The 21,247-nt window shown below is 64.2% G+C and carries 31 protein-coding genes, 1 tRNA gene and 1 pseudogene; 19 read left to right on the forward strand and 14 right to left on the reverse strand.

The window, feature by feature from the left end; genetic code table 11:
• Positions 1 to 9 precede the first annotated feature (9 nt).
• The 14 genes from nrdJ to SCATT_RS07705 form a co-directional block, all read right to left on the reverse strand.
• Entirely contained in the window at positions 10 to 2,019 is a 2,010-nt protein-coding gene (gene nrdJ, locus SCATT_RS07640; RefSeq protein WP_014142405.1) for a ribonucleoside-triphosphate reductase, adenosylcobalamin-dependent, read from the reverse strand.
• The gene (locus SCATT_RS07645) at positions 2,016 to 2,576 is read right to left on the reverse strand and encodes a hypothetical protein (protein ID WP_014142406.1); all 561 of its coding nucleotides are present in this window, start codon (positions 2,574 to 2,576) and stop codon (positions 2,016 to 2,018) included. The genes nrdJ and SCATT_RS07645 overlap by 4 nt, the downstream gene beginning before the upstream one ends.
• Complete coding sequence (locus tag SCATT_RS07650; protein WP_157894813.1) at positions 2,573 to 2,923, reverse strand: hypothetical protein; 351 nt, start codon at positions 2,921 to 2,923, stop codon at positions 2,573 to 2,575. The genes SCATT_RS07645 and SCATT_RS07650 overlap by 4 nt, the downstream gene beginning before the upstream one ends.
• Positions 2,920 to 3,474 (reverse strand): hypothetical protein, encoded by a 555-nt coding sequence (locus SCATT_RS07655; RefSeq protein WP_014142408.1) that lies wholly within the window; start codon positions 3,472 to 3,474, stop codon positions 2,920 to 2,922. The genes SCATT_RS07650 and SCATT_RS07655 overlap by 4 nt, the downstream gene beginning before the upstream one ends.
• Positions 3,475 to 3,705, reverse strand: a complete 231-nt coding sequence (locus tag SCATT_RS07660) for a hypothetical protein (protein ID WP_014142409.1) — start codon at positions 3,703 to 3,705, stop codon at positions 3,475 to 3,477.
• Between the two features lie 23 nt (positions 3,706 to 3,728).
• Positions 3,729 to 3,920: a hypothetical protein gene (locus SCATT_RS07665; protein WP_106433107.1), complete on the reverse strand. Its 192-nt coding sequence runs from the start codon at positions 3,918 to 3,920 to the stop codon at positions 3,729 to 3,731.
• Positions 3,917 to 4,342, reverse strand: a complete 426-nt coding sequence (locus SCATT_RS07670; protein WP_014142411.1) for a DUF3310 domain-containing protein — start codon at positions 4,340 to 4,342, stop codon at positions 3,917 to 3,919. Before SCATT_RS07670 ends, SCATT_RS07665 begins: the two co-directional genes overlap by 4 nt.
• Positions 4,339 to 4,938, reverse strand: a complete 600-nt coding sequence (locus tag SCATT_RS07675) for a toprim domain-containing protein (protein ID WP_407696596.1) — start codon at positions 4,936 to 4,938, stop codon at positions 4,339 to 4,341. The genes SCATT_RS07670 and SCATT_RS07675 overlap by 4 nt, the downstream gene beginning before the upstream one ends.
• Positions 4,862 to 5,293, reverse strand: a complete 432-nt coding sequence (locus tag SCATT_RS40715; RefSeq protein ID WP_078590653.1) for a CHC2 zinc finger domain-containing protein — start codon at positions 5,291 to 5,293, stop codon at positions 4,862 to 4,864. The genes SCATT_RS07675 and SCATT_RS40715 overlap by 77 nt, the downstream gene beginning before the upstream one ends.
• Positions 5,294 to 5,377: 84 nt before the next feature.
• The gene (locus SCATT_RS07685; protein ID WP_014142415.1) at positions 5,378 to 5,788 is read right to left on the reverse strand and encodes a hypothetical protein; all 411 of its coding nucleotides are present in this window, start codon (positions 5,786 to 5,788) and stop codon (positions 5,378 to 5,380) included.
• 72 nt (positions 5,789 to 5,860) lie between these two features.
• Entirely contained in the window at positions 5,861 to 6,679 is an 819-nt protein-coding gene (locus SCATT_RS07690) for an AAA family ATPase (RefSeq protein ID WP_014142416.1), read from the reverse strand.
• A 25-nt stretch (positions 6,680 to 6,704) separates the two neighbouring features.
• Positions 6,705 to 7,457, reverse strand: a complete 753-nt coding sequence (locus SCATT_RS07695) for a PD-(D/E)XK nuclease family protein (protein WP_014627666.1) — start codon at positions 7,455 to 7,457, stop codon at positions 6,705 to 6,707.
• A gap of 41 nt (positions 7,458 to 7,498) precedes the next feature.
• Entirely contained in the window at positions 7,499 to 7,906 is a 408-nt protein-coding gene (locus tag SCATT_RS07700) for a hypothetical protein (protein ID WP_014142418.1), read from the reverse strand.
• A 259-nt stretch (positions 7,907 to 8,165) separates the two neighbouring features.
• Positions 8,166 to 8,663 (reverse strand): RNA polymerase sigma factor sigma-70 region 4 domain-containing protein, encoded by a 498-nt coding sequence (locus tag SCATT_RS07705; protein WP_014142419.1) that lies wholly within the window; start codon positions 8,661 to 8,663, stop codon positions 8,166 to 8,168.
• A 680-nt stretch (positions 8,664 to 9,343) separates the two neighbouring features.
• Here SCATT_RS07705 and SCATT_RS40270 point away from each other — a divergent pair.
• The 19 genes and pseudogenes from SCATT_RS40270 to SCATT_RS07800 all read left to right on the forward strand — a co-directional run bounded on the left by SCATT_RS40270 (position 9,344) and on the right by SCATT_RS07800 (position 21,238).
• Complete coding sequence (locus tag SCATT_RS40270; RefSeq protein WP_157894814.1) at positions 9,344 to 9,619, forward strand: HNH endonuclease; 276 nt, start codon at positions 9,344 to 9,346, stop codon at positions 9,617 to 9,619.
• Positions 9,620 to 9,819: 200 nt separating this feature from the next.
• Positions 9,820 to 9,890: transfer RNA gene (locus tag SCATT_RS07715), tRNA-Glu, on the forward strand.
• A gap of 230 nt (positions 9,891 to 10,120) precedes the next feature.
• Positions 10,121 to 10,552, forward strand: coding sequence for a phage terminase small subunit (locus SCATT_RS07720; RefSeq protein ID WP_014142422.1), 432 nt, complete (start codon positions 10,121 to 10,123; stop codon positions 10,550 to 10,552).
• Between the two features lie 185 nt (positions 10,553 to 10,737).
• Positions 10,738 to 11,259 (forward strand): hypothetical protein, encoded by a 522-nt coding sequence (locus tag SCATT_RS07725; protein WP_014142424.1) that lies wholly within the window; start codon positions 10,738 to 10,740, stop codon positions 11,257 to 11,259.
• A 45-nt stretch (positions 11,260 to 11,304) separates the two neighbouring features.
• On the forward strand, positions 11,305 to 12,153 hold the full coding sequence (locus tag SCATT_RS07730) for a hypothetical protein (RefSeq protein ID WP_014142425.1): 849 nt from the start codon (positions 11,305 to 11,307) through the stop codon (positions 12,151 to 12,153).
• Positions 12,154 to 12,345: 192 nt separating this feature from the next.
• Positions 12,346 to 13,641, forward strand: a pseudogene (locus tag SCATT_RS07740) (phage portal protein).
• A gap of 44 nt (positions 13,642 to 13,685) precedes the next feature.
• A complete protein-coding gene (locus SCATT_RS35645) occupies positions 13,686 to 14,255 on the forward strand; it encodes a hypothetical protein (protein ID WP_014142428.1) in 570 nt (189 codons plus the stop codon).
• A 13-nt stretch (positions 14,256 to 14,268) separates the two neighbouring features.
• Entirely contained in the window at positions 14,269 to 14,415 is a 147-nt protein-coding gene (locus SCATT_RS38495; RefSeq protein ID WP_157894815.1) for a hypothetical protein, read from the forward strand.
• 60 nt (positions 14,416 to 14,475) lie between these two features.
• A complete protein-coding gene (locus SCATT_RS07750) occupies positions 14,476 to 15,351 on the forward strand; it encodes a hypothetical protein (RefSeq protein WP_014142429.1) in 876 nt (291 codons plus the stop codon).
• Positions 15,351 to 15,956 carry a hypothetical protein gene (locus SCATT_RS07755; RefSeq protein ID WP_014142430.1) on the forward strand — a complete coding sequence of 202 codons (606 nt, stop codon included), beginning with the start codon at positions 15,351 to 15,353 and terminating at the stop codon, positions 15,954 to 15,956. The genes SCATT_RS07750 and SCATT_RS07755 overlap by 1 nt, the downstream gene beginning before the upstream one ends.
• Positions 15,932 to 16,258 carry a hypothetical protein gene (locus SCATT_RS07760; protein WP_014142431.1) on the forward strand — a complete coding sequence of 109 codons (327 nt, stop codon included), beginning with the start codon at positions 15,932 to 15,934 and terminating at the stop codon, positions 16,256 to 16,258. The genes SCATT_RS07755 and SCATT_RS07760 overlap by 25 nt, the downstream gene beginning before the upstream one ends.
• Positions 16,258 to 16,641, forward strand: a complete 384-nt coding sequence (locus SCATT_RS07765) for a hypothetical protein (RefSeq protein WP_014142432.1) — start codon at positions 16,258 to 16,260, stop codon at positions 16,639 to 16,641. Before SCATT_RS07760 ends, SCATT_RS07765 begins: the two co-directional genes overlap by 1 nt.
• 11 nt (positions 16,642 to 16,652) lie before the next feature.
• Positions 16,653 to 16,817, forward strand: a complete 165-nt coding sequence (locus SCATT_RS07770) for a hypothetical protein (RefSeq protein WP_157894816.1) — start codon at positions 16,653 to 16,655, stop codon at positions 16,815 to 16,817.
• 393 nt (positions 16,818 to 17,210) lie between these two features.
• The gene (locus tag SCATT_RS07775) at positions 17,211 to 17,675 is read left to right on the forward strand and encodes a phage tail tube protein (RefSeq protein WP_014142434.1); all 465 of its coding nucleotides are present in this window, start codon (positions 17,211 to 17,213) and stop codon (positions 17,673 to 17,675) included.
• 48 nt (positions 17,676 to 17,723) lie between these two features.
• Positions 17,724 to 17,972, forward strand: a complete 249-nt coding sequence (locus SCATT_RS07780; RefSeq protein WP_014142435.1) for a hypothetical protein — start codon at positions 17,724 to 17,726, stop codon at positions 17,970 to 17,972.
• Between the two features lie 125 nt (positions 17,973 to 18,097).
• Positions 18,098 to 18,367: a hypothetical protein gene (locus tag SCATT_RS07785; RefSeq protein WP_014627672.1), complete on the forward strand. Its 270-nt coding sequence runs from the start codon at positions 18,098 to 18,100 to the stop codon at positions 18,365 to 18,367.
• Between the two features lie 9 nt (positions 18,368 to 18,376).
• Entirely contained in the window at positions 18,377 to 18,571 is a 195-nt protein-coding gene (locus SCATT_RS07790; RefSeq protein ID WP_014142437.1) for a hypothetical protein, read from the forward strand.
• 84 nt (positions 18,572 to 18,655) lie between these two features.
• Complete coding sequence (locus tag SCATT_RS07795; RefSeq protein WP_014142438.1) at positions 18,656 to 20,062, forward strand: hypothetical protein; 1,407 nt, start codon at positions 18,656 to 18,658, stop codon at positions 20,060 to 20,062.
• 48 nt (positions 20,063 to 20,110) lie between these two features.
• Complete coding sequence (locus tag SCATT_RS07800) at positions 20,111 to 21,238, forward strand: coiled-coil domain-containing protein (protein ID WP_014142439.1); 1,128 nt, start codon at positions 20,111 to 20,113, stop codon at positions 21,236 to 21,238.
• Positions 21,239 to 21,247 lie beyond the last annotated feature (9 nt).

Genomic DNA, 21,247 nt, shown 5'->3' on the forward strand with positions numbered 1-21,247 from the left:
GGCGGGGTGTCAGATCGGGCAGGCGCCCGAGGTGCAGTCCTCGTCGTAGCTGGTGTCCACCGCGCGGTGGTCCAGGTCGGCCGTCAGCCGCTCGTACTCCTCGGCCGTGATGCGCTCGTACGGCGCCTGCGCCCGGCTGGACTCCGGGAAGACCGTGCTGCCCTTCAGTCGCGGCATGTAGTGCAGCAGCACACCGGCCAGGTCCTCGACGGTGTACTGGTCAGGGTCGATCACGGCCGTGTAGCTCACGGCCTGGTCCGCCCAGCACTGCTGGTACATCTCCTGCACGCTCAGCATGGCGTCCAGGTCGAGCTGGCCGGCGTGCTCGTATGCCTGCTCCAGCACCTCGTCCAGCAGCACGTCCCGCGTCGGGATCGCCACCACTGCCGTGTTGGCTGCGTAGATGCACGGCTCGACGTGGTAGCCGCTGCGCCGGTACTCCTCGACCTGCGCGGCCTCCGCCGGGTCCAGCAGCGAGAACCGGATGCGGCGGACGAAGTAGCCCGCGTACGGTGCATGGATCCCCTCCCCGGAGACGCCGGCCAGCTTGCTGATGGTCCCGGTCGGGGCCACCACGCGCCGCTTCACCGGCACGGGGATACGGAGCTGGGCGGCGTACTCCTGGGCAGCCCGGTCCACCACCGCGGCGTACGTCTGGAGGTCGTACGCCACCAGGCCGTGGTCGTGGTGCGCAGCCTGCGAGTACGGGATGCCCTGCTTGGCCAGGTAATCGGCGAGCCCGGTGTGCCCGACGCCGATACGGCGGTTCCGCGCGATCACCTCGGCCGAACGCCGGTCCGCGACCGGTGCGAACGTAGCCCGGACCAGGTAGCGGGTCAGCAGCCGGTGTGCCTCGTCCAGCTCTTCCCAGTCAGGGCGCCCGTCCTCGACGAACGCGGCGAGGTTGAGCGAGCCCAGGTTGCACGGCTCCCACTGGTTGAGCGTGGCCTCCCCGCACGGGTTGACCGTGTACGTCCCGTCCGGCTCGCCCACGGCCGACAGCGACGAGTTCCAGAACCCCGGCTCCCCGTCGCGCAGCGCGCCCTCGGCGATGGTGGTGAGCACCTTTCGCGCAGCGGGGTCTCCAGCCTCGGCCATGGTGATGAACTCGGAGTCCACCTCCACGGAGATGTTGGTGGTCCAGTGCTCGCTCTGCTCCCGCTTGCACCGGACGAACTCCTCAATCTGCGAGTCCCGCCAGTGCATGACCGACATACGCGCCGAGCGGCGCACACCCCCGGCCACGATGCACCGCGCGATCTCGTGATCGATCTCCATCGCATCCATGCCGGTAAGCGGGAACCCGGCGCAGTCGGCCAGGATCTCTCCGGTCCGGATCAGCAGCTCCGCGAACGGCGCCGGCCCGCTGGCCGTGCCGCCGAACGACCGCAGCGCAGCGCCCTTCCGGCGGAGCCGGCTCACGTCGTAGACACGATCGGTATGCCGCACCTGCGGGTTGTGGGCCGTGCGGATCAGGTCTGCGAGGGCGGCGGCCCAGCCCTCCCGCGAGTCCTCGACGGCATAGGCAACGTGCCAGGTGTAGGCATAGTCCCCGGACAGCAGCCCGGCTTCCGCCATCTCCGTGTAGTCAGGGTGCGCCGGGTCGCAGACGATGTGCACCTGGAGCGCGTTCTCCACGGCCGGGAACTCGGCAAAGTACCGGTTGCTGTAGTTCGCGCCGACGCCTCCTCCCTCGGCGAGCCGGAGCAGGGTGAACGTGAAGTGCTCTTCCGGCCGCGCCGGATCCCAGCCCGCGGCCCAGCAGTTGTTGAGGGCGTAGTCGGTGACGCCGCTGCCGCGCAGGTGGCGGCCGGCGGGCAGGACCTTGAACGTCTCGATCAGCTCGACCAGGCGCTCACGCTCGTCCGGCTCGATGAACTGTTCGTCCACGAGCGCAAGGTTGCCGTCGACCACGCGCTCGACGGTCTGAGGCCAGGTCTCCAGTTCCCCCGACGGCAGCTCCCGGCTGTAGGTGCGTTCGTAGACGGTTCGGGCGGTCTCGGTCCTCCAGGCCGTCACGCGGCTCCCCTCTTGGTTCGGATGTGGCGGTTCATGGACAGGGCCAGGGCGTCAACGGCCCGGTAACCTCGGCGCCGTTCGGCGTCATTCACCGGGGGCATTCCGTAGACGTAAAGCCGCTGGATCAATTCCTGATATTCGTTGCTCAGCTTCGGCAGCGCTGCGGCAGCGTCCAGCCGCGCGGGCATGATGTTGTCGGAGATCACGCACCGAGTCAGGTCGTCCTTCTTACCGACAACGTCTCCAATTTCGTCGTCCGTATAGACGAACGTACGCAGAACGGTCCGGACTTCATCGGGTGTGTAGTAATACTGATCGTCCATCAGGTCTCGGTAAGCGCGCTCCTTGGCCGCGTACCGGCGCCCGGCATTCCAAAAGACCTTGCGAATGAACTCGTGGTCCTCGGCATGCTCGGCGAGAGTGCGGCGCTCCTCCATCGCGTGCAGCAGGATTTCCTGCTTGACGTCATCGACTTCAACCACGCACCACTTGTTAGCGATCTCCCGGGCCACCTTGCCGGCCAGCTCGCTAAGCTGTCCCCAGTCGAGGTCCGTCATGCGACCGCCTTCATGGCGCTTTCCCAGGCCAGCTCAGTAGACCCGTCCGGGTAACGGACGATGTAAGTGAAGTCGCCATCCCTATCAGGTTCACTGGCAACACCAACGATCTTCCCTTCGCAGCAGTACACCTCGACCTTCTGCTCGATCTGGTACTTCGGAGACAGAACACGCTCGAAAACTCCGCCTACGCCGAACAGGGCACACTTCGCTATCTGAGGGGATGCCCACTCGTCACCGATGTAAGCGACGTATTCCGTGCCTCCGTGCTCGAACGGCTCAGCCACGGTGAAAAAGCTTAGCCCGCTCATTTTCGAACGGTACTCCCGCCCCTTCCACATACTCATGCCTTACCCCCCTTAGAAATGAACTTTCCGCGCGGTCCGCGCTTGATCTCGCCATACCGCTGGCCCTCGACCACGAACGATCCGTCGTCCTCGATCGGGATCGCGTGCGGAGTGGCGTTGTACTTGCCGACGTAGAACAGGCCGAAGCCCTTTTGCCAGTTGGCCGGCCCGTTCTTGAGATATCCGGCCTGGCGGACATCCATGAGATGTCCGACCTCGAACCCGTAGATGGTCCGGAGCTTTCCGTTATGCCCGGTGGTGTGCGGAGCGATGGCCAGCCGGTGAGTGTGCCCCATGACGATGCTGATTCCGGCCTTGGCCGCCTTGAGCCGCGCAGTCGCGCCAGCCACCTGGCTCATTCCCGGCGACTCGTGCCCGTGGACCGCCACCCATCCAGGCGCCAAGGGGTAATAGGGTTCGGCCTTCTTCACGTCGAAGGCCGGAAAGTCCAGCAGGGTCTCAAACCGGTAGAACGTGTCCTCGGCCGCCAGCGCCGGCGCCCGGCTGGCCAGATACTTCCGCGGCCGTTCGTCGTGGTTGCCTTCCAGCACCTACACGGGGCCGGAGTAGACCTCACGAAGCGGAGCCAAGAAGTTCCTCTTGGTGTACTCGGAGTCCCGGATCACATTCCCCTCGAACTCCGCCCGGGTACCTGCGGACCACCGCGACGGAGCCGGGTAGTCCACCAGGTCGCCGATCTGGATCACTTCGTCCGGCTGGTAGTCACCGATGAACGCGAGGACGTTCCGCAGCGCCCGCTTGTCTTCGAATGGCGCTTGCACGTCGGATATGACAACTATTCGCTTCACATGGCTCCTCGGGAGTAGGTCGGCTCCGGTAGGTCGATCTCGACGTACCGGCCCAACCAGCCATCGTTGACAGTGTTCAGGTCCATAGCGTGGATGGGCGAACAGTCGCCGTTATCCAACTCGTAGCCATCGGCGTAAGCGGCTTTGATCGCCGCTTCAATAGCCCTTGCGTGTTCTTCGAGAGTCAATCTGCTACCTTCAGACTCTCGATCTCGTAGTCGAGATACCAACGGGCCTTCTTCAGGTCCTCCAGCTCGTCACCCTTTCGCCCCGCCCGCATCAGGTACTTCAACGCGTTCCCACGGACGAACGAGAAGTGCCGAGTTATCTCGATGACTTCCATGCCTCCGGGCATCCAGGTGTAGTGGCCCGGGTGGTCGATGCCCTCCTCCTCCGTGGATGGTTCAGTGCTCGCGGGCATCAGCTCGTCCTCCGCGAACATGTAGCGGCGCCCGTCAGGGAACATCACCTCGTAGGGGAGGAAGTATCTGGAGTCAATGTCCGCGACCGTGCCGGTCTGGCCCTTCCGCTCCCGCAGCACGAAGGAATATTCCCTGCCCTTCGGGGGGCAAATGGTCACCTCGTCGTCCAGCCCGAACTTCAGCTTCACAGGCCGATCCTCTCTCTCAGCACGTCGAACCCGTACTCGTACGCGAACGAATTGGAGTCATGCCGGGGGGCCGGGATGATCACCTTTGCGTTGGGCATTTCGGCAGCGCGCTTCTCCGCAGCCGCAATGCCGGGCTCGTCTCCGTCGGCCACGTGGTAGACGTGCCGGAACCCCATGAAGGCGGGATCGAAGTGGGCGCGCCACGCTGAGGTGCCCTGGTAACCGACGGCCGGGACACCAGCCGCCTCCCATGTCATCGCGTCCATTTCGCCCTCGGTCACGACCACATTCGGGCTGGAGCCGATCAAGGCCATGGTGTTGTACAGCCGCGGCACATCCCCCGGGAGCGACCGGTACTTCCCGTGACCCTGGTGCCGCTCCTTCTGAAGCGGTGCGAGATACCGGCCTGCCTCGTCTTTCACGCACTCGTCGGCGATACAGCGGCACCGCACCGTGGCCACACCGTGTTCACCACCGGCCGGCCGCAAGTACGGGATGACGAGCATCCCTGCGTACTGCTCATGGCCAGTAAGAGCCGAACCGACGAATCCGATTCGAAACCGGTCGGCGACGCCGGCCAGCCCCCGAGCCTTCATGTACGCCTCGGCCGGACTCCCCTTGTACTGCCAGTGGTACGTCTTCGCTGCCTGTACCGAACCGGCTATCTGCAAACTCCTGAGCCTGTCTGAAGCCAAATCCCTCCTCCCTCTGGATCACGTCATAGCTGTCCTCGGACACGTCACAGACGAAACATGCCCATCGTTGAAAGCCGGTGTTTGCTGACGCGCTCGGATTCGTCTCCGGGTGAAGCGGGCACAGAATCTTCTGCCACCCGCTCCGGTCCCGAAGTTGGATGCCGTAGTAATGCTTCAGCACCAGGGCGATAGGCGGCTTACTGCTCACGCGCCGGCACCGGGTCCCCGACCTTCCGAACCGTGACGGGAAAGACATAGCGCTTCGAATTCCGCGCGTTCCAGTCCCGGCTTCCCTTCCACGCCCGGTAATCGAAGGCAACCGACTTGCGCTCACTCATCTTCAACCAGCCTTCCTCAACTGGCGCTCCTGGCGTAGGAGTCGCTTCAGATCCCAGTTCTCACGGACTAGAGACAGCAAGCTGTCAAAAGGCATCACCGAGTACGCCTCGCCGGTTCCCTTGAGCCTCGCTTTGATGACGACGGCGCCATTGGTGGCCTGCGGATTGTGCTCCAACTCGCGCTTCAACTCCCGCATGAAGCGGGCCAGGTCGAATCGCTGGACATTCTTCATCTCGAACACGAAGGCCAGAGGCGCCAGCGTGATGTCCCCGCGGTCGTTGACCCCGTACAGGGTCCCGTGGCGCCGGATCTCCTCCGGGTCGATCTCAGGAAACGCGGCCCGGATGTGGTCGAGGGCCTGCTTCTCCCACCGGTAGCCCTTGTCCTTGTTGGCCTTGGCGGTGGTCACCATCGCCCCTCCCCACTCTCAACGTAGAGGAACAGGATCCCCTGATTCAACTTCACGGACAAAAAAAATTGTGACTCAGAACTCACTCTCCAAGTCGGTGAGTCGCATGTTGGCGCTGTTGAACTCGTACGTTGTGAACGTCTGCCCCGAGCTGTCCTCGAACCCTTCGCGGTTCTTTACTGGACTCACGTGCAGCAGCCGCCCATCCATGCCATCGATCTCCTTGTGGATCGTCAGGATCACTGAAGGGACCCGGCCGATCTTTCCCTTCACCCCAGACAGCGGGATAGGCCGCAGGCCGTCACTGAACTCGCCCACGACATGGTGGAGCCCAAGAACGTGGGCCTGCGTGTCTCGGGCCATCTCTGACAGGTACTCACACATTGCCTCCAAGCCGAACGAGAAGTTCCCAGCATCCGCTTGGCCGTCTCCCCCATCCACATTGGTGATATTGTCCACCACGATGAGATACGGATATATACCGAAGACCTCGTAATAGCAAGCCAAGTCCTGCTCAATGTCACCCGGCGTCGGCCTTGCCTCGTAATTGAACCGTATCCACCAGCGCTCGCCCAGCGCCGCATGGTACTCCCCGAACTCGTCGGCGATCAGCTTGCGCTTCACCTCTCGTACGTTGTCCCCCGTCAGGATGGCAGTCGCGCGGGTGAGTTGCGTTGCCGCGTTGCTGTCCGCACTGAAGTACAGAACCGGGAGATTTCCGAACAACGCCAGGTTGATGGCGAACAAACTCTTGCCAGTGCCAGGGCCAGCAGCCACCAAGCTCAGCTCCCCGCGTCGAAACTCGACCTCCTGCCGGCGCAACCCGGCGAACGGGTTGGGGATCGGCTCCCCGGCCGAACCTTTGACCTCGACGCTCTGCGTTAGCGAGTACACGCACTCTCCCTCTCGATCCCCTGATTCAACTTGTAGCATAAAAAAAACAGCCGTGCGACACGTCGCAGAACCGGCACCCGTAGCCGGGGTTCGCCTCGAACCTCCCTGCCTTGACCCCGGCGTCCATGGTCGCGTAGCGCTCCCCAACCTCGGCAGGGCTCACCTGATCCAGGGCGACGGGACGGGACAAGCGACCATCCTTAGCCAAGTACCAGTCACCGCGTCGGACCGGCACGTCGTACAGGGACTCGATCGCCACGGCGTACGTCTCCAGTTGGAAGCGGCTCTTGATGCTCCCCGTCTTCAGGTCCCGCACCCGCACGGCGTCTCCGTCGGCCTCCATCACGAGCAGGTCAATGATCCCGCGGACGACGACTCCCCCCAGCTCGACCGTGAACCCCAGCTCCACCGCCGGCTTTCCGGCCGGTGTCGTCCACACCTCGGGGCGGTGCTCAGCCACCCAGTCAACGTACTGGGCCGTCTGCTCCTGGCCCAGGACGTAGCGGCGTTCGATCTCTTCGCCTCCGCTGTACCGGCCGGACGACAACCACCGATCGGTGTCCGGCTCGATGTCCAACGCATCCTGCACCAACCGGGCGTACTTGTCGGAGAAGGCTTCGACGGCTTCCTCAGCGGTCATCCTGCCGTTGGACAGCACCACGGCTTCCGCCACAGCGTGGAACGCGCTGCCGTGGAAGCTCCACGCCGCCGGCCGAGGCGTCACGCGCTCGACCCTGGCGAGGTAGTACCGCCAACCGCACTCCTCGTACTGCTGCACCTGGCTCACACTCCGGGGCTGTGTCTCTACGCTCAACGGGCTCAACCCATCACCACCTTGCTCACGCGAATGAATTCAAAAAACCGGCTGCCGAGGATGGCAGCGTGCGGGTACTGGAACGCGCCCCGCTCGACCTCCAGGTCGAACAGGGAGGCCCCCAACTCCGCCTCCAGGCGCCGCAGTCGGGCGTACCCGGCAGCCTGAATTTGGTCGGTCACGATCACGTCGATGTACTCACCAACCGGCTTGGCCAGCGTCCTCATGATCAGGACGCCGAACGTGCTCGCGTCCTGCTGCACGCTTACCAGCTTGCTCTGGTCGATGGCTGCCAGGGCGGCTTCCTGGCGCTCCCTCGACGGCGGCCTTTGCGAGGCTTCTTCCAGCGCGGAGAACAGACTCAGCTGTCTGGTTTCCTCGGCCGTGTCCGAAGCCCCCGTAACGACGATCACTTGTGCACTCCTCGTCGCCCGGCGCAGCGGTGCCGCGTCGGGCTGATCACTCAGTGCTCACAAAGTAACACCAGCCTCTGACAACACAGAAGTTCGTTTATGCCCCGCGCGAAAGTGACGTGCGCCACATCACCAACAGCTTGCACGGCGCGAAACCGACAGGTATGCCCACTTCAACTGCTACCCCGGGGAACAGAAGAGCCCCCCGGGTCCGGGAGGCTCGCGGTGTGAGTATTGACAAATTGACACGCTTGCTGTATTAGCTCCAGGGTTTGGAAGGTAGATCGAGGGCCTGCGCCAGGTCCCCCGGTGGCAACTCCTTGCCTTCCGGCCAGCGAATGACGCGCCGCCCATCAGCTTCGACGCGATGCACGAAGACCCACGGCCCCTCGGGATGCGCCCGGTCGAAGTCGAGCACCACGCCCTCCTCCCGGACCTTCCGCTCAAACAGCTCTGCCACATACCGCTGATTCACACTGAGCGTGGGATCGCCAAGCCTCCGGCGGAGGAAGACGTGCAGGCTTCGCGCCCGGCTTCGATCCGTGAACTGAACACGTCCCGTCTCCCCATTGGGCCACGCAGCCTCAAAAATCGCTGTGGCCGCATTCGCATAGGGATAGCGCTTAATCCCGAGATTATCCAAGCGCTTGGCGACAGCCTGCACAGTCACCCCGTACAGCTCGGCTATTTGTCGGTTCGACAGGCCATCGCGGTAATGCTTCAGAAGAATCGTGTCGTCTGGAAGCAGCCTCTTCATAGCTTTAACCGATCTGTCAACTCATTACCCGACCACTAGCCTGTCTGCGCCTCGACGGTACCTCTATCGAGGGCCACGGTTCAAGTCACACTGTCCCCTGAGTCAACTAGGTGTGACGTGCGTCTCAACCCCCTGCTTCAACATCCGAAGCGCCTCGGTTTGACACCGACATCATCAGTGAGAGAGCGAGAGAAGCGAGCGAACGAACCGAGGGGAACGCTCTCAACAGAGAGCATAGAACATAGATTCGAATCTTGACTCTCTCTTGACGCCTACTTCATCAGTTCATGATCATCTACATATCTAGTCGAAGTAGGACAGATAACTTATGACATCTTGTTGAAATTTTCACTTAGTCATTACAAGTCCTCCTGCTGAACGCCCTGTTGAGGCTCTTCGCCTCCGGGCAGGTCCAGGAGTCAGCGCCCCGGCTGCCAGACCAGCATCCAGCCGGGGCCACAGTCATGGCCTGCCGTCCCCGGGTAGCTACCAGGGCCGACGGGTCCAGGGATGCGGTGTGTGGAGTGCACAGGGAGCCAGTAGCCGGCCGGTAGCTCCGGCCCGCGAGCCCCTCCCAGGCGCCGGTTCGACCCCGGCCATCCCGGTCAACTTCCGAGGAGGGTGAAGCCGTGCCAAGGGCGCGATCAATCTGCCTGACAAGCGGCTGCACGACCCCCACCGTGCGCGACGGACGATGCGCCGAACACCAGCTCCGCCGGAGCTGGGAACGGACCTCTGCGCGCAACCTCTCACGGCCTGCGGACTGGTCGAAGCGGAAGGCAAAAATCCTCGTCCGCGACCGCTTCCGCTGTCAGTTCTGCGGCTCTCCCCGGAAACTCGAAGTGGATCACATAATTCCGGTTTCCCGAGGTGGCTCGTGGGAGCCAGACAACCTGTGGACATTGTGTCAGTCGTGCCATAAACGCAAGTCACACCACGACCGACAGAGCCGCTGAATCAGCACAGAATCACACCAAACTTGCGTTGGGCGCTGGGACGCACGGGGGCCTCTAAATCCCTCGCTCTGTACGGAGCTGGTCCGGTTCGATTCCGGGGCAACGCACTCACTCAGCCAGACACATGACGCTGGCATATGCATGCGGGTCGCTCCCGCAGGTCCAGGGGCCGTGAGGCGCGCTACCGGTCTCCCTGGGCGGTGTCCGTAGTTCAGCGGCCGAGAACTCCTCCCTTCAGGAGGTAACGCCGGTTCGAATCCGGCCGGACACACCGCCACACCTAGTTGTGGATTCATTCATTCACCCTTCCCCTGGAGGCCCACCCATGACTGCCGACCGCTGTTCCCGCCGATGCGACGAGGGGCCCTAGGCCGACTCCGGCTCGGTGCCGGCTCCCCGCCCGCCCCGGGCGCAGCAGCGGCGTGACTGGCACCAGGACGCGTTGTTCGAGCTGGAGGAGCTGGCCGACCTGTACGGGATCGACCTGGAGCGGGTGAGGCTGTGACCAGAGGACCCCGCCCGAAGCCCAACGCGGTCCGGCGCAACGCCCATCCCCACGCGCAGGAACTCGCCGCGGAGGCTCGTGAGGGCCGGCCCCTGCCGAAGGCGCTCGGGATCCAGACCAGCGGCGCACGCCGGTTCTGGCGGACGTGGGCCCGTGCACCGCAGACGGCCACATGGGTTGAGACCGACTGGGCTGAGCTGGAGATCACGGCGAAGCTGGTTGATGCCCTGTACATGGGCGATCTGAAGTTGGCGCCCGAGATCCGGCAGCGGGTAGCGAAGTGGGGCGCAACGGTTGAGGACCGTGCACGGCTCCGGATGTCCCTCAAGGATGAGGACCAGGACCAGGATGACGCTGGGCCGGAGTCCGCGGCGCCGGCCGCCTCCGACATGGACGAGGAGCTGTACCGGTTGCTCAACGGACCCTAACCGCCCATGAGATTGACGACGGGAGGAACCCCGACATGCAGACAGGCAACCTGCCCGATGGGGTTCCGTCCCCGCGGGAGTCCCTGGGTTACCAGGTGATCCGCTGGGCACAGCGGTAGATCGTCCACCCCGACGGCGAGCGCGCGGGCGAGCCCTGGCAGTTCACCCCCGAACAACTCAAGTTCGTGCTGTGGTTCTACGCCATCAATCCCGATGGCACCTGGCGCTACAGCGCTGGCACCCTGCGACGGGCGAAGGGCTGGGGCAAGACCCCGTTGCTCGCCGCCTTGGCCATTGTCGAGTTCATCGGCCCCTGCCGCTTCGACCGCTTCGACGCCTTCGGCCTGCCGGTCGCCAAGCGCGTTCCGCTGCCCACGGTGCAGATCGGTGCCACCGCGCTCGACCAAACGGACCAGACACTTGAGATGATCCGAGGGATGCTCTCGGAGTCTCCGGCCGAGAAAGAGTACGGGCTGGAGATCGGCAAGTCCGTGATCCAGTTCAAGTCTGGCAAGCCGGGGTCGATCCGGCCGAAGGCGACCGCTGGCCGCACCAATGAGGGCAACAGGCCGACGTTCGCCCTGCTTGATGAAGTACACCACTGGGTTGGGAGCAACGGCGGCCCCGACTTCTACCAGGTCATCAAGCGCAACGTAGAAAAGACGGCCTCCGCTGGCTCTCGCTGGGTGACCACGACCAACGCCTAGAACCCGAATGAAGATTCGGTCGCTCAGCAGATCCACGAGTCCGACATGGTTCGCCAGGGCTTCTGGCTGTACGACTGCCTTGAAGGCAACATCCAGCCGGACGAGCTGCGCGACGAAGCCAAGGTCCGCCAGGCGCTCACCGAGGCGTACGGTGACGCGACGTGGGCCGACATCGACGGCCTGACGCGCACCATCCTGCACGACCGCACGACGCCTGATTCGACGTACCTGCGCTTCTTCTTCAACGCCATCGCGGAGTCTTCCGACGGCTGGATGGTCCGCGCGGAGTGGCTGGCCTGTTACGACGACCAGGACCCCATCAAGCCGGGCGATCAAATAGCCGTGGGCTTCGATGGCTCGATCCGCGGAGACGCCACAGGGCTCGTGGGATGCAGGCTCCGGGACGGAAAACTCTTCGTCTTGGGGATCTGGGAAAACCCTCGGGACCCCAATAACCCTGACTGGGAAGTTGACGTCCTGGCGGTCGAGGCCGCAGTGCACCGAGCCTTCAAAACGTATCGCGTCCAGTGGTTCTACGGTGACCCGCCGTACTGGCAGGAGAACCTAGGCCGCTGGGCTCTCGAATACGGTGACGACTACGTATACGAATTCTGGACCAATAAGCCTACGCGCATGGTCCAGGCCGTTGAGAGGTTCCGCACCGCTTCCATGGTCCAAGACCTGAAGCACGACGGAGATGAAGACCTCACCCGGCACATTCTCAATGCGGTGACGCGTGAAGTCCCTCAGGGACTCCTGATCACCAAAGACTCTCCCCGTTCAAAGAAGAAGATCGACCTCGCGGTTTGTGCAGTCCTGGCTTTTGAGGCGCGAGCCGACGCAATCGCGGACGGGCGCCTCACGATCAAACGAAAAAGAGTTGTCGGGTTCTGAGAAGGGCCCCGGAAAGAAAGGGGCTTGATGGACGGCGGTAGCCTCGTCAGCACGACGCCGGCCGAGATGCCGGTAGGTATCGCGCCGAGCACACCTGAGCAGTGGGTTGACTAGCTGTATTCGAAGCTGGCCCGCCGCAAGGCGACCTACCAGATTTAGGGCCAGTATTACGACGGCCAGCATCAGCGCCTCATGTTCTCGCAGGCACGGCACTACAACCACTTCCACCAGACCTTCGAGAGCTGGCGAGACAACTTCTGCGGCTTGATCATCGACTCGGTGAACGAACGCCTCACCGTGGACGGTTTCCGGATGACTGACGAGCCGGATGCCGACAAGGATGCTCGGGACATCTGGCAGCGCAACTACATGGATGCCGAACACAACGCGGCTCAGCTCGACGCGATGATTCAGGGCGCCTCTTACGCGGTTGTGTGGTCGGACGACGACGACCAACCGACCATCACCATGGAGAGCGCTGAGAACGTTGTCGTCCAGTACAAACCAGGGTCCAGGCGTGAACTCGCTGCCGCGGCGAAGTTCTACTAGGACGACTGGGGCCGGGAATGGGTGAACCTCTGGCTTCCTGACGCTGTGTGGTCGTTCGCCAAAGGCTCTTTGGCGTGGGGAGAGGGGCAAGAAGGCCCTAATCCACTGGGGGTTGTTCCAGTGGTTCCGATCAGCAACCGGTCTCGGCTGCTGCGTGACCCGGTGAGTGATCTCCATGTCGTCATCCCGATCCAGGACGCCATCAACAAGACCGTTGCTGACGCTCTGGTGGCGTCGGAGTATGCGGCTTGGCCTCAGCGCTACGTCACCGGCCTGGAAATCGTGGAGGACGAGCACGGCAATCCGGTTGAGCCGTTCAAGGTCGCCGTGGACAAGCTGCTCCAGGCCGAGGACCCGCAAGCCAAGTTCGGTCAGTTCGAGGCCGCCGACCTCGGCAACTACGTGACGCTGGTGGAGATGCTGGTCCAGCACATGGCCAGCATTTCCCGGATCCCGTTCCATTACTTCCTCAATGGTGGCGTCGTCCCGTCCGGTGAGTCGATTACCGCTGCGGAGGCAGGTCTCATAGCCAAGACCCGTGAGCGCATGCTGCACTTCGGGGAGGCATGGGAAGAGGTGATGCGCCTTTGCTTCAAGGTGCTGGACGATCCCCGCTCAAAGGCGTATTCGGCAGAGACGATCTGGAAGGATCCGGAGAACCGCACGGAAGCACAGCACATGGACGCTCTGCTCAAGCTCCAGATGATCGGCGTTCCGAGGGACCAGTTGCTTTCCGATGCCGGGTACACGCCTCAGCAGATTGCGCGGTTCCAGGACATGAGGGAAGCCGATGCCAAGGCCGCAATGGAGTTGGCGAAGAAGTACCCGATGCCTGTCCCGGAACCGCCGGCCGGGCCCGTCGGCATGAGCAAGGCGGCCCAGCAGACAGCCGTGAAGCGCCCGCAGGGCAACAGCGGCAACCAGGCCCGCAAGTCGTGACCACGGCTCCCGAAACGGGAGCCCATACCGAAATGGTGATGTGAATGACTGACACGAACGACAACACTTCTTCTTCTTCCGCCGAGCAGTCCGCCCCCGGCGAGCAGGCTCCGACGATCGAGACTCTTCAGGCCGAGGTCGAGAAGTGGAAGAGCTTGAGCCGGAAGAACGAGGACAGGTTCAAGGCGACCAGCGCCGAGCTGGACCAGGTGCGCCAGGCGTCCATGACGGACGCGGAGAAGGCTATCGAGGCGGCGCGGGCGGAGGCGCGCAATGCGACTCTCGCCGAGGTCGGAACTCGGCTCGCCGAGGCTGAGCTACGGGCCCATGCCGCGACTGCCGGTGTCGAACTTCCTCCCGCCGAGTTCCTGAACCTTTCCCGGCTCGTCGGCTCTGACGGTTCCGTGGACAGCGACGCACTGACAAAGCTCATCGCGTCCCTCCCCAAGCGGAGCAACAAGCCCGTATACCGGCAGGATCTTGGGTTGGGGCGGCAGGGTGACCCGACCGCCGGCCAGCTCACCCGTGAAGAGGTTTCCCGCATGACCGGTCCGCAGATCATGGCTGCCCGCAAGGAGGGCAAGCTTGACGCTCTGATGACCGGCCAGTTCTAATACGTGAGGTAACATGGCAGGCTTTATCACTCAGCCCGGAACCGGCTACCAGGCCAATTCCGGCAACGTTTTCATCCCCGAAATCTGGACCGCTGAACTCCTCCAGGATCTTGAGGAAGAGCTGGTTCTGGCTTCGGCTCGGTTCACCAACCGGCAGTAGGAGGGCGAGTTCCGCCGGGAAGGTGATGTCGTCCACATCCCGCACTTCGTCAATGACCAGGTGCAGGACAAGGGGCTTGTCCCGGCGTACGGCACGATCGGTTCGCCCGACCACGCGTCCCTCCAGTACATCGATATGCGAGTCGCCAAGGGCTCATCTTTCCATATCGAAGTGGACGCGCTCCACCAGCTCCAGACCAGGGTCGGTATCGACCTGATGAGCAACCTCATTGCTCAGCGGGCTCGCGCCATCGCCATCAAGCTGGATGAGCTGGTCGCCAAGACCCTGCTCGCCGCAGTGAGCGGCAAGGATCTGAACGGCAATGCCGATGCGAATGCGGCGGTTTCCGGTCTGACTGCTCTCCATGGCCAGATTGACGAGATCACCGACGCGCCGACTGGCGACAACGTCACCCGGGTTGGGGGCAAGGAACGGCTGAGCGTCTATCACTACGTGGTGGCGATGCTGGAGAACCTGGATATCAAGTCGGCGCCGGCCGACCGGTTCCTGTTCATTTCCCCGCGCATGCGGTCACTGCTGCTGCGCGACCCGAACTTCATCCAGGCGCAGGTGTACGGCGGTTCGCCGGTCATCCCGAACGGCGCTTCGGCGATCGGCACCATTCTCGGTGTCCCGGTCACTGTGGCCAACGCGCTGGGTTCCCACACCCGGCCGAACAACCCGCTCATCAAGAAGGGCAACCAGGCGTTCCAGCCGGTTGACTTGTACATGGGTGCCACCGCGGCTACGTCGGTCGTTATTCCGTTCGCGCAGATGGAGGCGTACAAGCCGCAGCAGTCTTTCACCGACGCGATCAAGTCGCGCGTGATCTACGACGCGAAGGTCATCCGGCCGGAACAGCTCGTCGTGGCGCGCAACGTCGAGGCCGCCATTACCGCGCACAACGGCGCCAGCACGACCCCGGCCACGACCTGATGTTCGTGACCGTAGACGATGTGGTCGCCCGCCTGGGGCGGCCCGTCGCCGACGACGCCGAGCGGGCGCGGATCCTGGCGTACATCGAGGACGCCACCGCGCTGGTGCTCGACTGGTGCCAGACCGACTTCCAGCAGCACCAGGCCGAGACGTTCGAGCTGCTGGTGGAGGGCGGGCAGGTGGACATCCCGCCCCGGTACCTGCCGGGGCTGTCGGTCGCCTCGGTCGCTCTCGACGGGCGCCCGCTCAGCGTCGACGAGTGGCGGGTGCTGGGGCGGACGCTGTACCTGCGCCGTGGTCCGGTCACGGGGCTGGTCACTCTCATCGCGTCGTGGGGGCGCCCGTCCGTTCCGCCGGTCATCCGGCAGGTGATCGCCTCCGAGGTGATCCGGTGGCTTGCGGTCTCTCCGGGGACCGTGCTGGAGAAGACCGGTGAGCTTGAGGTGCAGTACGCGCCGGCCGCGAATTTCGCGGGTCTCTCCCTGGCGGCCAAGGACTCCTTGAAGCGGTACCGGAAGCGCGCGACGACCATCGCCTTGCACCGGACCCGGACCGTGCGCCCTGGAGGTGAAGAAGTCACGTGGCCCTGTTCAACGACCACATAGCCGTCTGGCGGGCTCCCCTGATCTCCGATCCGTACGGGCAGCACCGCGACTGGTCGAAGGCCGCGTTGGTGTGGTCCGGGCTGGGCGCGGCGCTGCCGTACCGGCGCACCTACCGGCCGGAGCCGACGCGTGAGACCAGCCGGAGCCGGATCACGGTCTACCTACCTGGGGCTGTCCCGTACGACGCTGCGGACCGGCTGCTGATCAACGGCTTGTGGTGGGTCTCCGACGGCGAGAGCTGGTCATGGAAGTTGGGTGCCCGGCGGTACACACAGATCGACGCGAAGCGGGTGAGTAAGTAATGGCGAGGCGGAAGCGGTACACCAAGTCCGCGCGGGACGGAATCCTCTTCGAAACGGATCTCGGGTTCCTGCTCTACGAGATCCAGCACAGCTCACCGTGGAAGGAGATGGCGGCCTTCAAGGCAGGCATGCTGGCCGGGAAGATCATCAAGACGGCGCCTCGCGGCCCTCACCAGGTCACCGACGCATACTCGATCAAGCAGAACATCCACGCCAACGTGAAGAAGACAAGCGCCGGTTGGGTCGGGTACGTCACCATCGAGGAGAACCCGCAGGCGCGGCACGCGATGCTCCAGGAGAAGGGCTGGACGGACCGCGCCGGCCACCGGCACGCCGGGCGCTTCTACATCAAGGCAGTCCTCGACGCGGAGCGTGCGGAGTGAGAGTTGACCCGGTGCCTCTCGTGGTCGAGTACCTGAAGAGCTGCCCGGGAATCCCGGCCGGCGCCCCCACAGGGACGCTGGTGGGCCGGGAAGTCGGCACCACGAGCCTGTACGTCCTCCACAGCGGTGGTCACCGCCTGGTACGCGACCGGATGGACCGCGCTGACATCTGGTAGGACGCCTACCACCAGGACCGGGCCTCGGCCGCGGACCTGGCCTACCTCACCCGCGAACTCCTGCTGGAGGACCTGCCGGGCAAGGTACTCAAAGGCGTCCAGGTACTCGACGTGCTGGAACTGAACTCCCCCAAGTACCTGCCTGACTCCGCGTCCGTTGAGGACGTTTACGGCGGCGAAGTCGCCATTTTCTATGTTGAGACCTGAGACCCCGAGGATTTATTCATGGCTAATGATTCCGGAAAGATCCGGTTCGCGCCGAACGGCGCTCTCTATGTTGCTCCGGCTCCCGATGGCACCCCGAACGGTACGGTACTGCCGACCACGGTCGGCGACGGCGGTACGACCGGCCCGGCCGGATAGAAGGCACTCGGTTAGGTCACCGAGTCCGGCGTGACCATCACGCCGCAGGTGCAGACCGATCCGGTAAACGTCTGGCAGTCCGCCGTACCGGTTCTCTACAACGTCAAGGCGGCTTCCTTCTCGATCAAGGCCACGCTGACCGAAGTTTCGAAGATCACCACTGAGTTGTTTTTCGGGGCTTCCTGGGTGAAGCAGGGCGCAGGTGTGTGGAAGCTGAACTTGGCGAGTGTTCCGACGCTCACTCAGATCAGCCTGGTCGTGGACTGGGGCGATGCTGCCAAGCATTTCCGATGCGTGATTCCGCGCGCGATGATTTCCGACCGAGGGGCGATCACCCTTCAGCGCACCACGGCGCAGGAGTTCGAGCTGACCTTTGAAGCGCTTGACTTCAACGGCACGTTGGGCTTCGTTCTGACCGATGACGCCAACGTGGACGACGGCACTCCGTCCGGCTCTGGCTCGGGCTCTGGCGGCACCACGCCGCCGACCACCTGAGCAGCCTCACTTCCCCCCCCCTGTCCCATCCTCTTCATGGAGTTTTGCATGTCCGCTAAGACCGCTTCCGTTGAGGCCGAGGCCACCGGCACGCCCACCGTGATTGAGCACGGAGGCCGTGAATACACGATTCCCGCTCCCAAGGACGTTCCCCTTGAGGTCGTCTGGGCTCAGGACGACACCGATATCGTCCGCCTGGTGCTCGGCGAGGACCAGTGGTCCCGGTACCTGGCGACCCGACCGACGCTCGGCGATTTCCAGGCCCTCGCGGAGAAGATCAACACCGTGGGAAACTGACCCCTGCCGTCCATGCCCTACGCGAGCACCCCGAGGAACTTGAAGCGGATCTGATCGAGTTCTTCGGGGTCGATCTCATCGACCTGTGGCACGGACGGCTTTCCCTCCGGAGGATCAGCGTCCTCGTGAACGCACTGTGCCGCCGGCCGGGCCGGTCGGCGCTCGCTGCCGTGATGGATCCGGCTGCCGAGTGGAGCACATCTGATTACCTGCTGGCCCGTGTCTCCGATGCCCTGGAACTGAACACCTATCTTTACCTCAAGGTGCATTCGGAGGACGGCAGCAATCTGACAGCGCCGGAGCCGATTCCGCGGCCGGGCGAGGAGAAACCGACGGAGGAGTTCGAGTACGCCTCCGGGGAGGAGGTGGCGCACTTCCTCACGCACATGCTGTAAGGAGGCATTATGGCCGTGACTGGTGGCATCCGGATCGGGAATGCGTTCATCGAGATCACACCGCAGATGGACGATGCGACCCTCACTCGGCAGCTCGCCGAGGTTGAGAAGCAGATCAAGGCGTTCTACACCCGTGCTTCCGATGTCACCAAGGCGTACTCACGGCTTCAGACTCAGCTCGAAGCGGTGGTCACCGCCCGGTAGGGCGAGGAGCTGAAGGGGCGCCTGGCCCTCACCGCCGACTCCATCAAGGCCCGGAAGTCGCTGGCTGCCTCCGAGTCTGCCGTCATGCTCCAGGCGCTCAGGCAGGTCTCCGCTGCTGCGGAGAAGGCTGAGGCGGCGAAGACGGCGGCGGCCGACAAGGCAACGCGCCAGCGCGAGCGCATCGCGCTCAACGCGCGGGACCTGGAGGTGCGCTACGGGCGCCAGGTCGCCGACGCCTACCTCGCCCGGCTGGACCAGATGCGCGCGGCCGGCGAGAAGCTGACGCTCACCCGGATCAACGAGACGAAGCGTTGGGCGGAGCTGGAGGTTGCCGAGTACCGCCGTACAGTCGCGGAGGCCCGCACCGCGGCGGCCGAGAAGGCGAAGGCGGCTCGTGCGGCTCAGGCGGAGTACCGGGCCATGGCTGCCCAGGTGCAGGAGACCACCCTGCGGCGGATGGAACTGGAGCGTACCGCTACTGTGCGCGCGCTCCAGGGTGAGCGGGACCGGCAGACAGCCATCCAGCGAACCATGGCCGAGGAGCTGAGCCGTACCCGGGGCACTCTGGCGATGCTGTCGACGGCCAGCACCACGGCGGCGTCCCGGTGGAAGACGGCCGGTGAGTCCATCACGAAGTACGGCACCACCGCCACCGAGCTGGGCCACACCCTCATGACCAGTGTGGTGGCTCCGCTGGCTGCTGCGGGCGCCGGCCTGACCGACTGGGGCCTGAAAGCGGCTGATGTCTTCCAGAACACACAGACCTCGCTGCGGAACATGGGCATGGCGCTGAGGGACGCCGACGCCCTGATGAACAACCTCACCCGGTACGGTCTGCAAACCCCGTACGCGGTGGGCGACATGCTGACGTACGGCACGCGGATCGCCCGTGCGGCCGGCGCGCACAACAGTGACTTCAACTCCGCGGATCCGCGCAGGCAGGCCCGGGGTTCCACTGCTGTGTCCACGGAGGCACAGCACATCGTGCAGATGATCGGTGACCTCGCGGCACGCGGTGGTATCACCGACTCGGCGATGGTCCAGCGCGGTTACTACGCCATCGAAAAGCTGATGGACGCCGACCGCGTTTCGCTTCGGGACACCAAGCAGCTTGAGTACGCCATCAACATGCCGGTTCAGGATCTCGCCCAGCTTCTCGGTTTCAGGGATTCCCAGTACACCCAACGGCAGGTCGACGGTTTCAAAAAGGTCAACCCGGGATTCCACGCCAAGGCCGGGGACATCTATCCCGCCTCCGCCATGATGATGGAGGTCATGGCCAACGCCAAGGACACCGGCGGCGTGCGGGGCCAGGACCTCGTGGGAAACCTCTTGGAGTTCTGGGAAGGCAAGAAGGCGCTCCCCGGCGGGAAGCCGGACAAGACGATCCGGGGCGCCGCCGAACGGCTGGGCACCGCGACATTCAGCAGCCGCATTTCCAACATGAAGGAGACGTGGCAGCAGCAACTTCGCGCGATGTTCCAGACCTAGGACCCGAAGACCGGGCAGCTTCGGTACACGGGGCTGGGCCAGGCCATCATGGGCCGCCAGGTCCGGGACCGGAAGACCGGCCAGACCACCTGGCAAGGCGGCTTGCTCAACCAGGTCAACGGCATCGCCTCGGACCTCATGGGCAAGGGCGGCAAGGGTGCCGTCCCTCAGCTCATGGCCGGGTTTGTCGAGGGAATGACGACCCTCGTCGGCTGGCTGAAGAAGGTGGCCAGTTTCCTGAACGGCCATCCGCAGTTGGTGTCCGGCCTGAAGGAGGCGGCGAAGCTCGTCGGGGTCATCGCTCCGTTGACGATTGCTTTCGGCACCACGGCGAAGATATTCGGCAAGCTGATCAAGCTCAGCACGCCGCTTGTCTCGACGCTCGTCGGCGGCGGAAAGATCATCGGTCAATTCATGGCCGGCGGCTTGTCCATGCTGAACGGCACCGGATTCCGGAACGGCTACGTGTCGCAGCGCGGCCTGTTCAACGGCGGGGACACCCGCAGTGTTGCCCGCCGGGCCGTCGATAAGGTCACGGGGAACAATTCCCAGGAAGAGCGCCTGCGCATCAACATCGCTCAGTACAAAGAGCAGATGGAGAAGGCAAAGGCCGAAGCCCAGGAACTCCGCGACAAGATCCGGGAGCTGAACCGCCAAGACCTGAACCACCTCGCCCGACAGGCCGCAGGCAGTGACAGCAGTGTGCAGGCAGCCGCCCGCCGGGCCGCTGAGGCGACGGAGGCCGCGAAGGTCGCGGTAGGCAACCTCGACCGGGCCAAGCTCGCCGGACTGCGAGGCCAGTTCACCTCCAGCGCCACGACAACGGGCGAGCTGGACACCGCAGTGAAGGCAGCGACCAACCGGGTCAACAAGCTCAACGGTCGCAGTCTGGACTCCCTGAAGGGGCAGTTCTCGCACGTCAAGAACGAGACGGACGAGACGATCAAGAAGGCGTCCAGCCTGACCGGTCGCGTCTCCTCGCTCAACGAGCGCAAGCTGAGTGCTGTCACGGACCAGGTGCAGCACCTCGGCCGCGCCCTGGCCGACGCCGGGGTCAAGGCAGAGGCTCTGAACCTGGCCCTCGACCACATCGGGAAGAAGGCGCCGGGCAAGGGCGACGGACCTGCGGTGCACAAGCCCAACAAGTACGCCACGGGCGGTGTCGTCCCCGGCTAGGCGCCGGGC

It is taken from the genome of Streptantibioticus cattleyicolor NRRL 8057 = DSM 46488, from assembly GCF_000240165.1.
In the GTDB taxonomy this organism is placed as follows: domain Bacteria; phylum Actinomycetota; class Actinomycetes; order Streptomycetales; family Streptomycetaceae; genus Streptantibioticus; species Streptantibioticus cattleyicolor.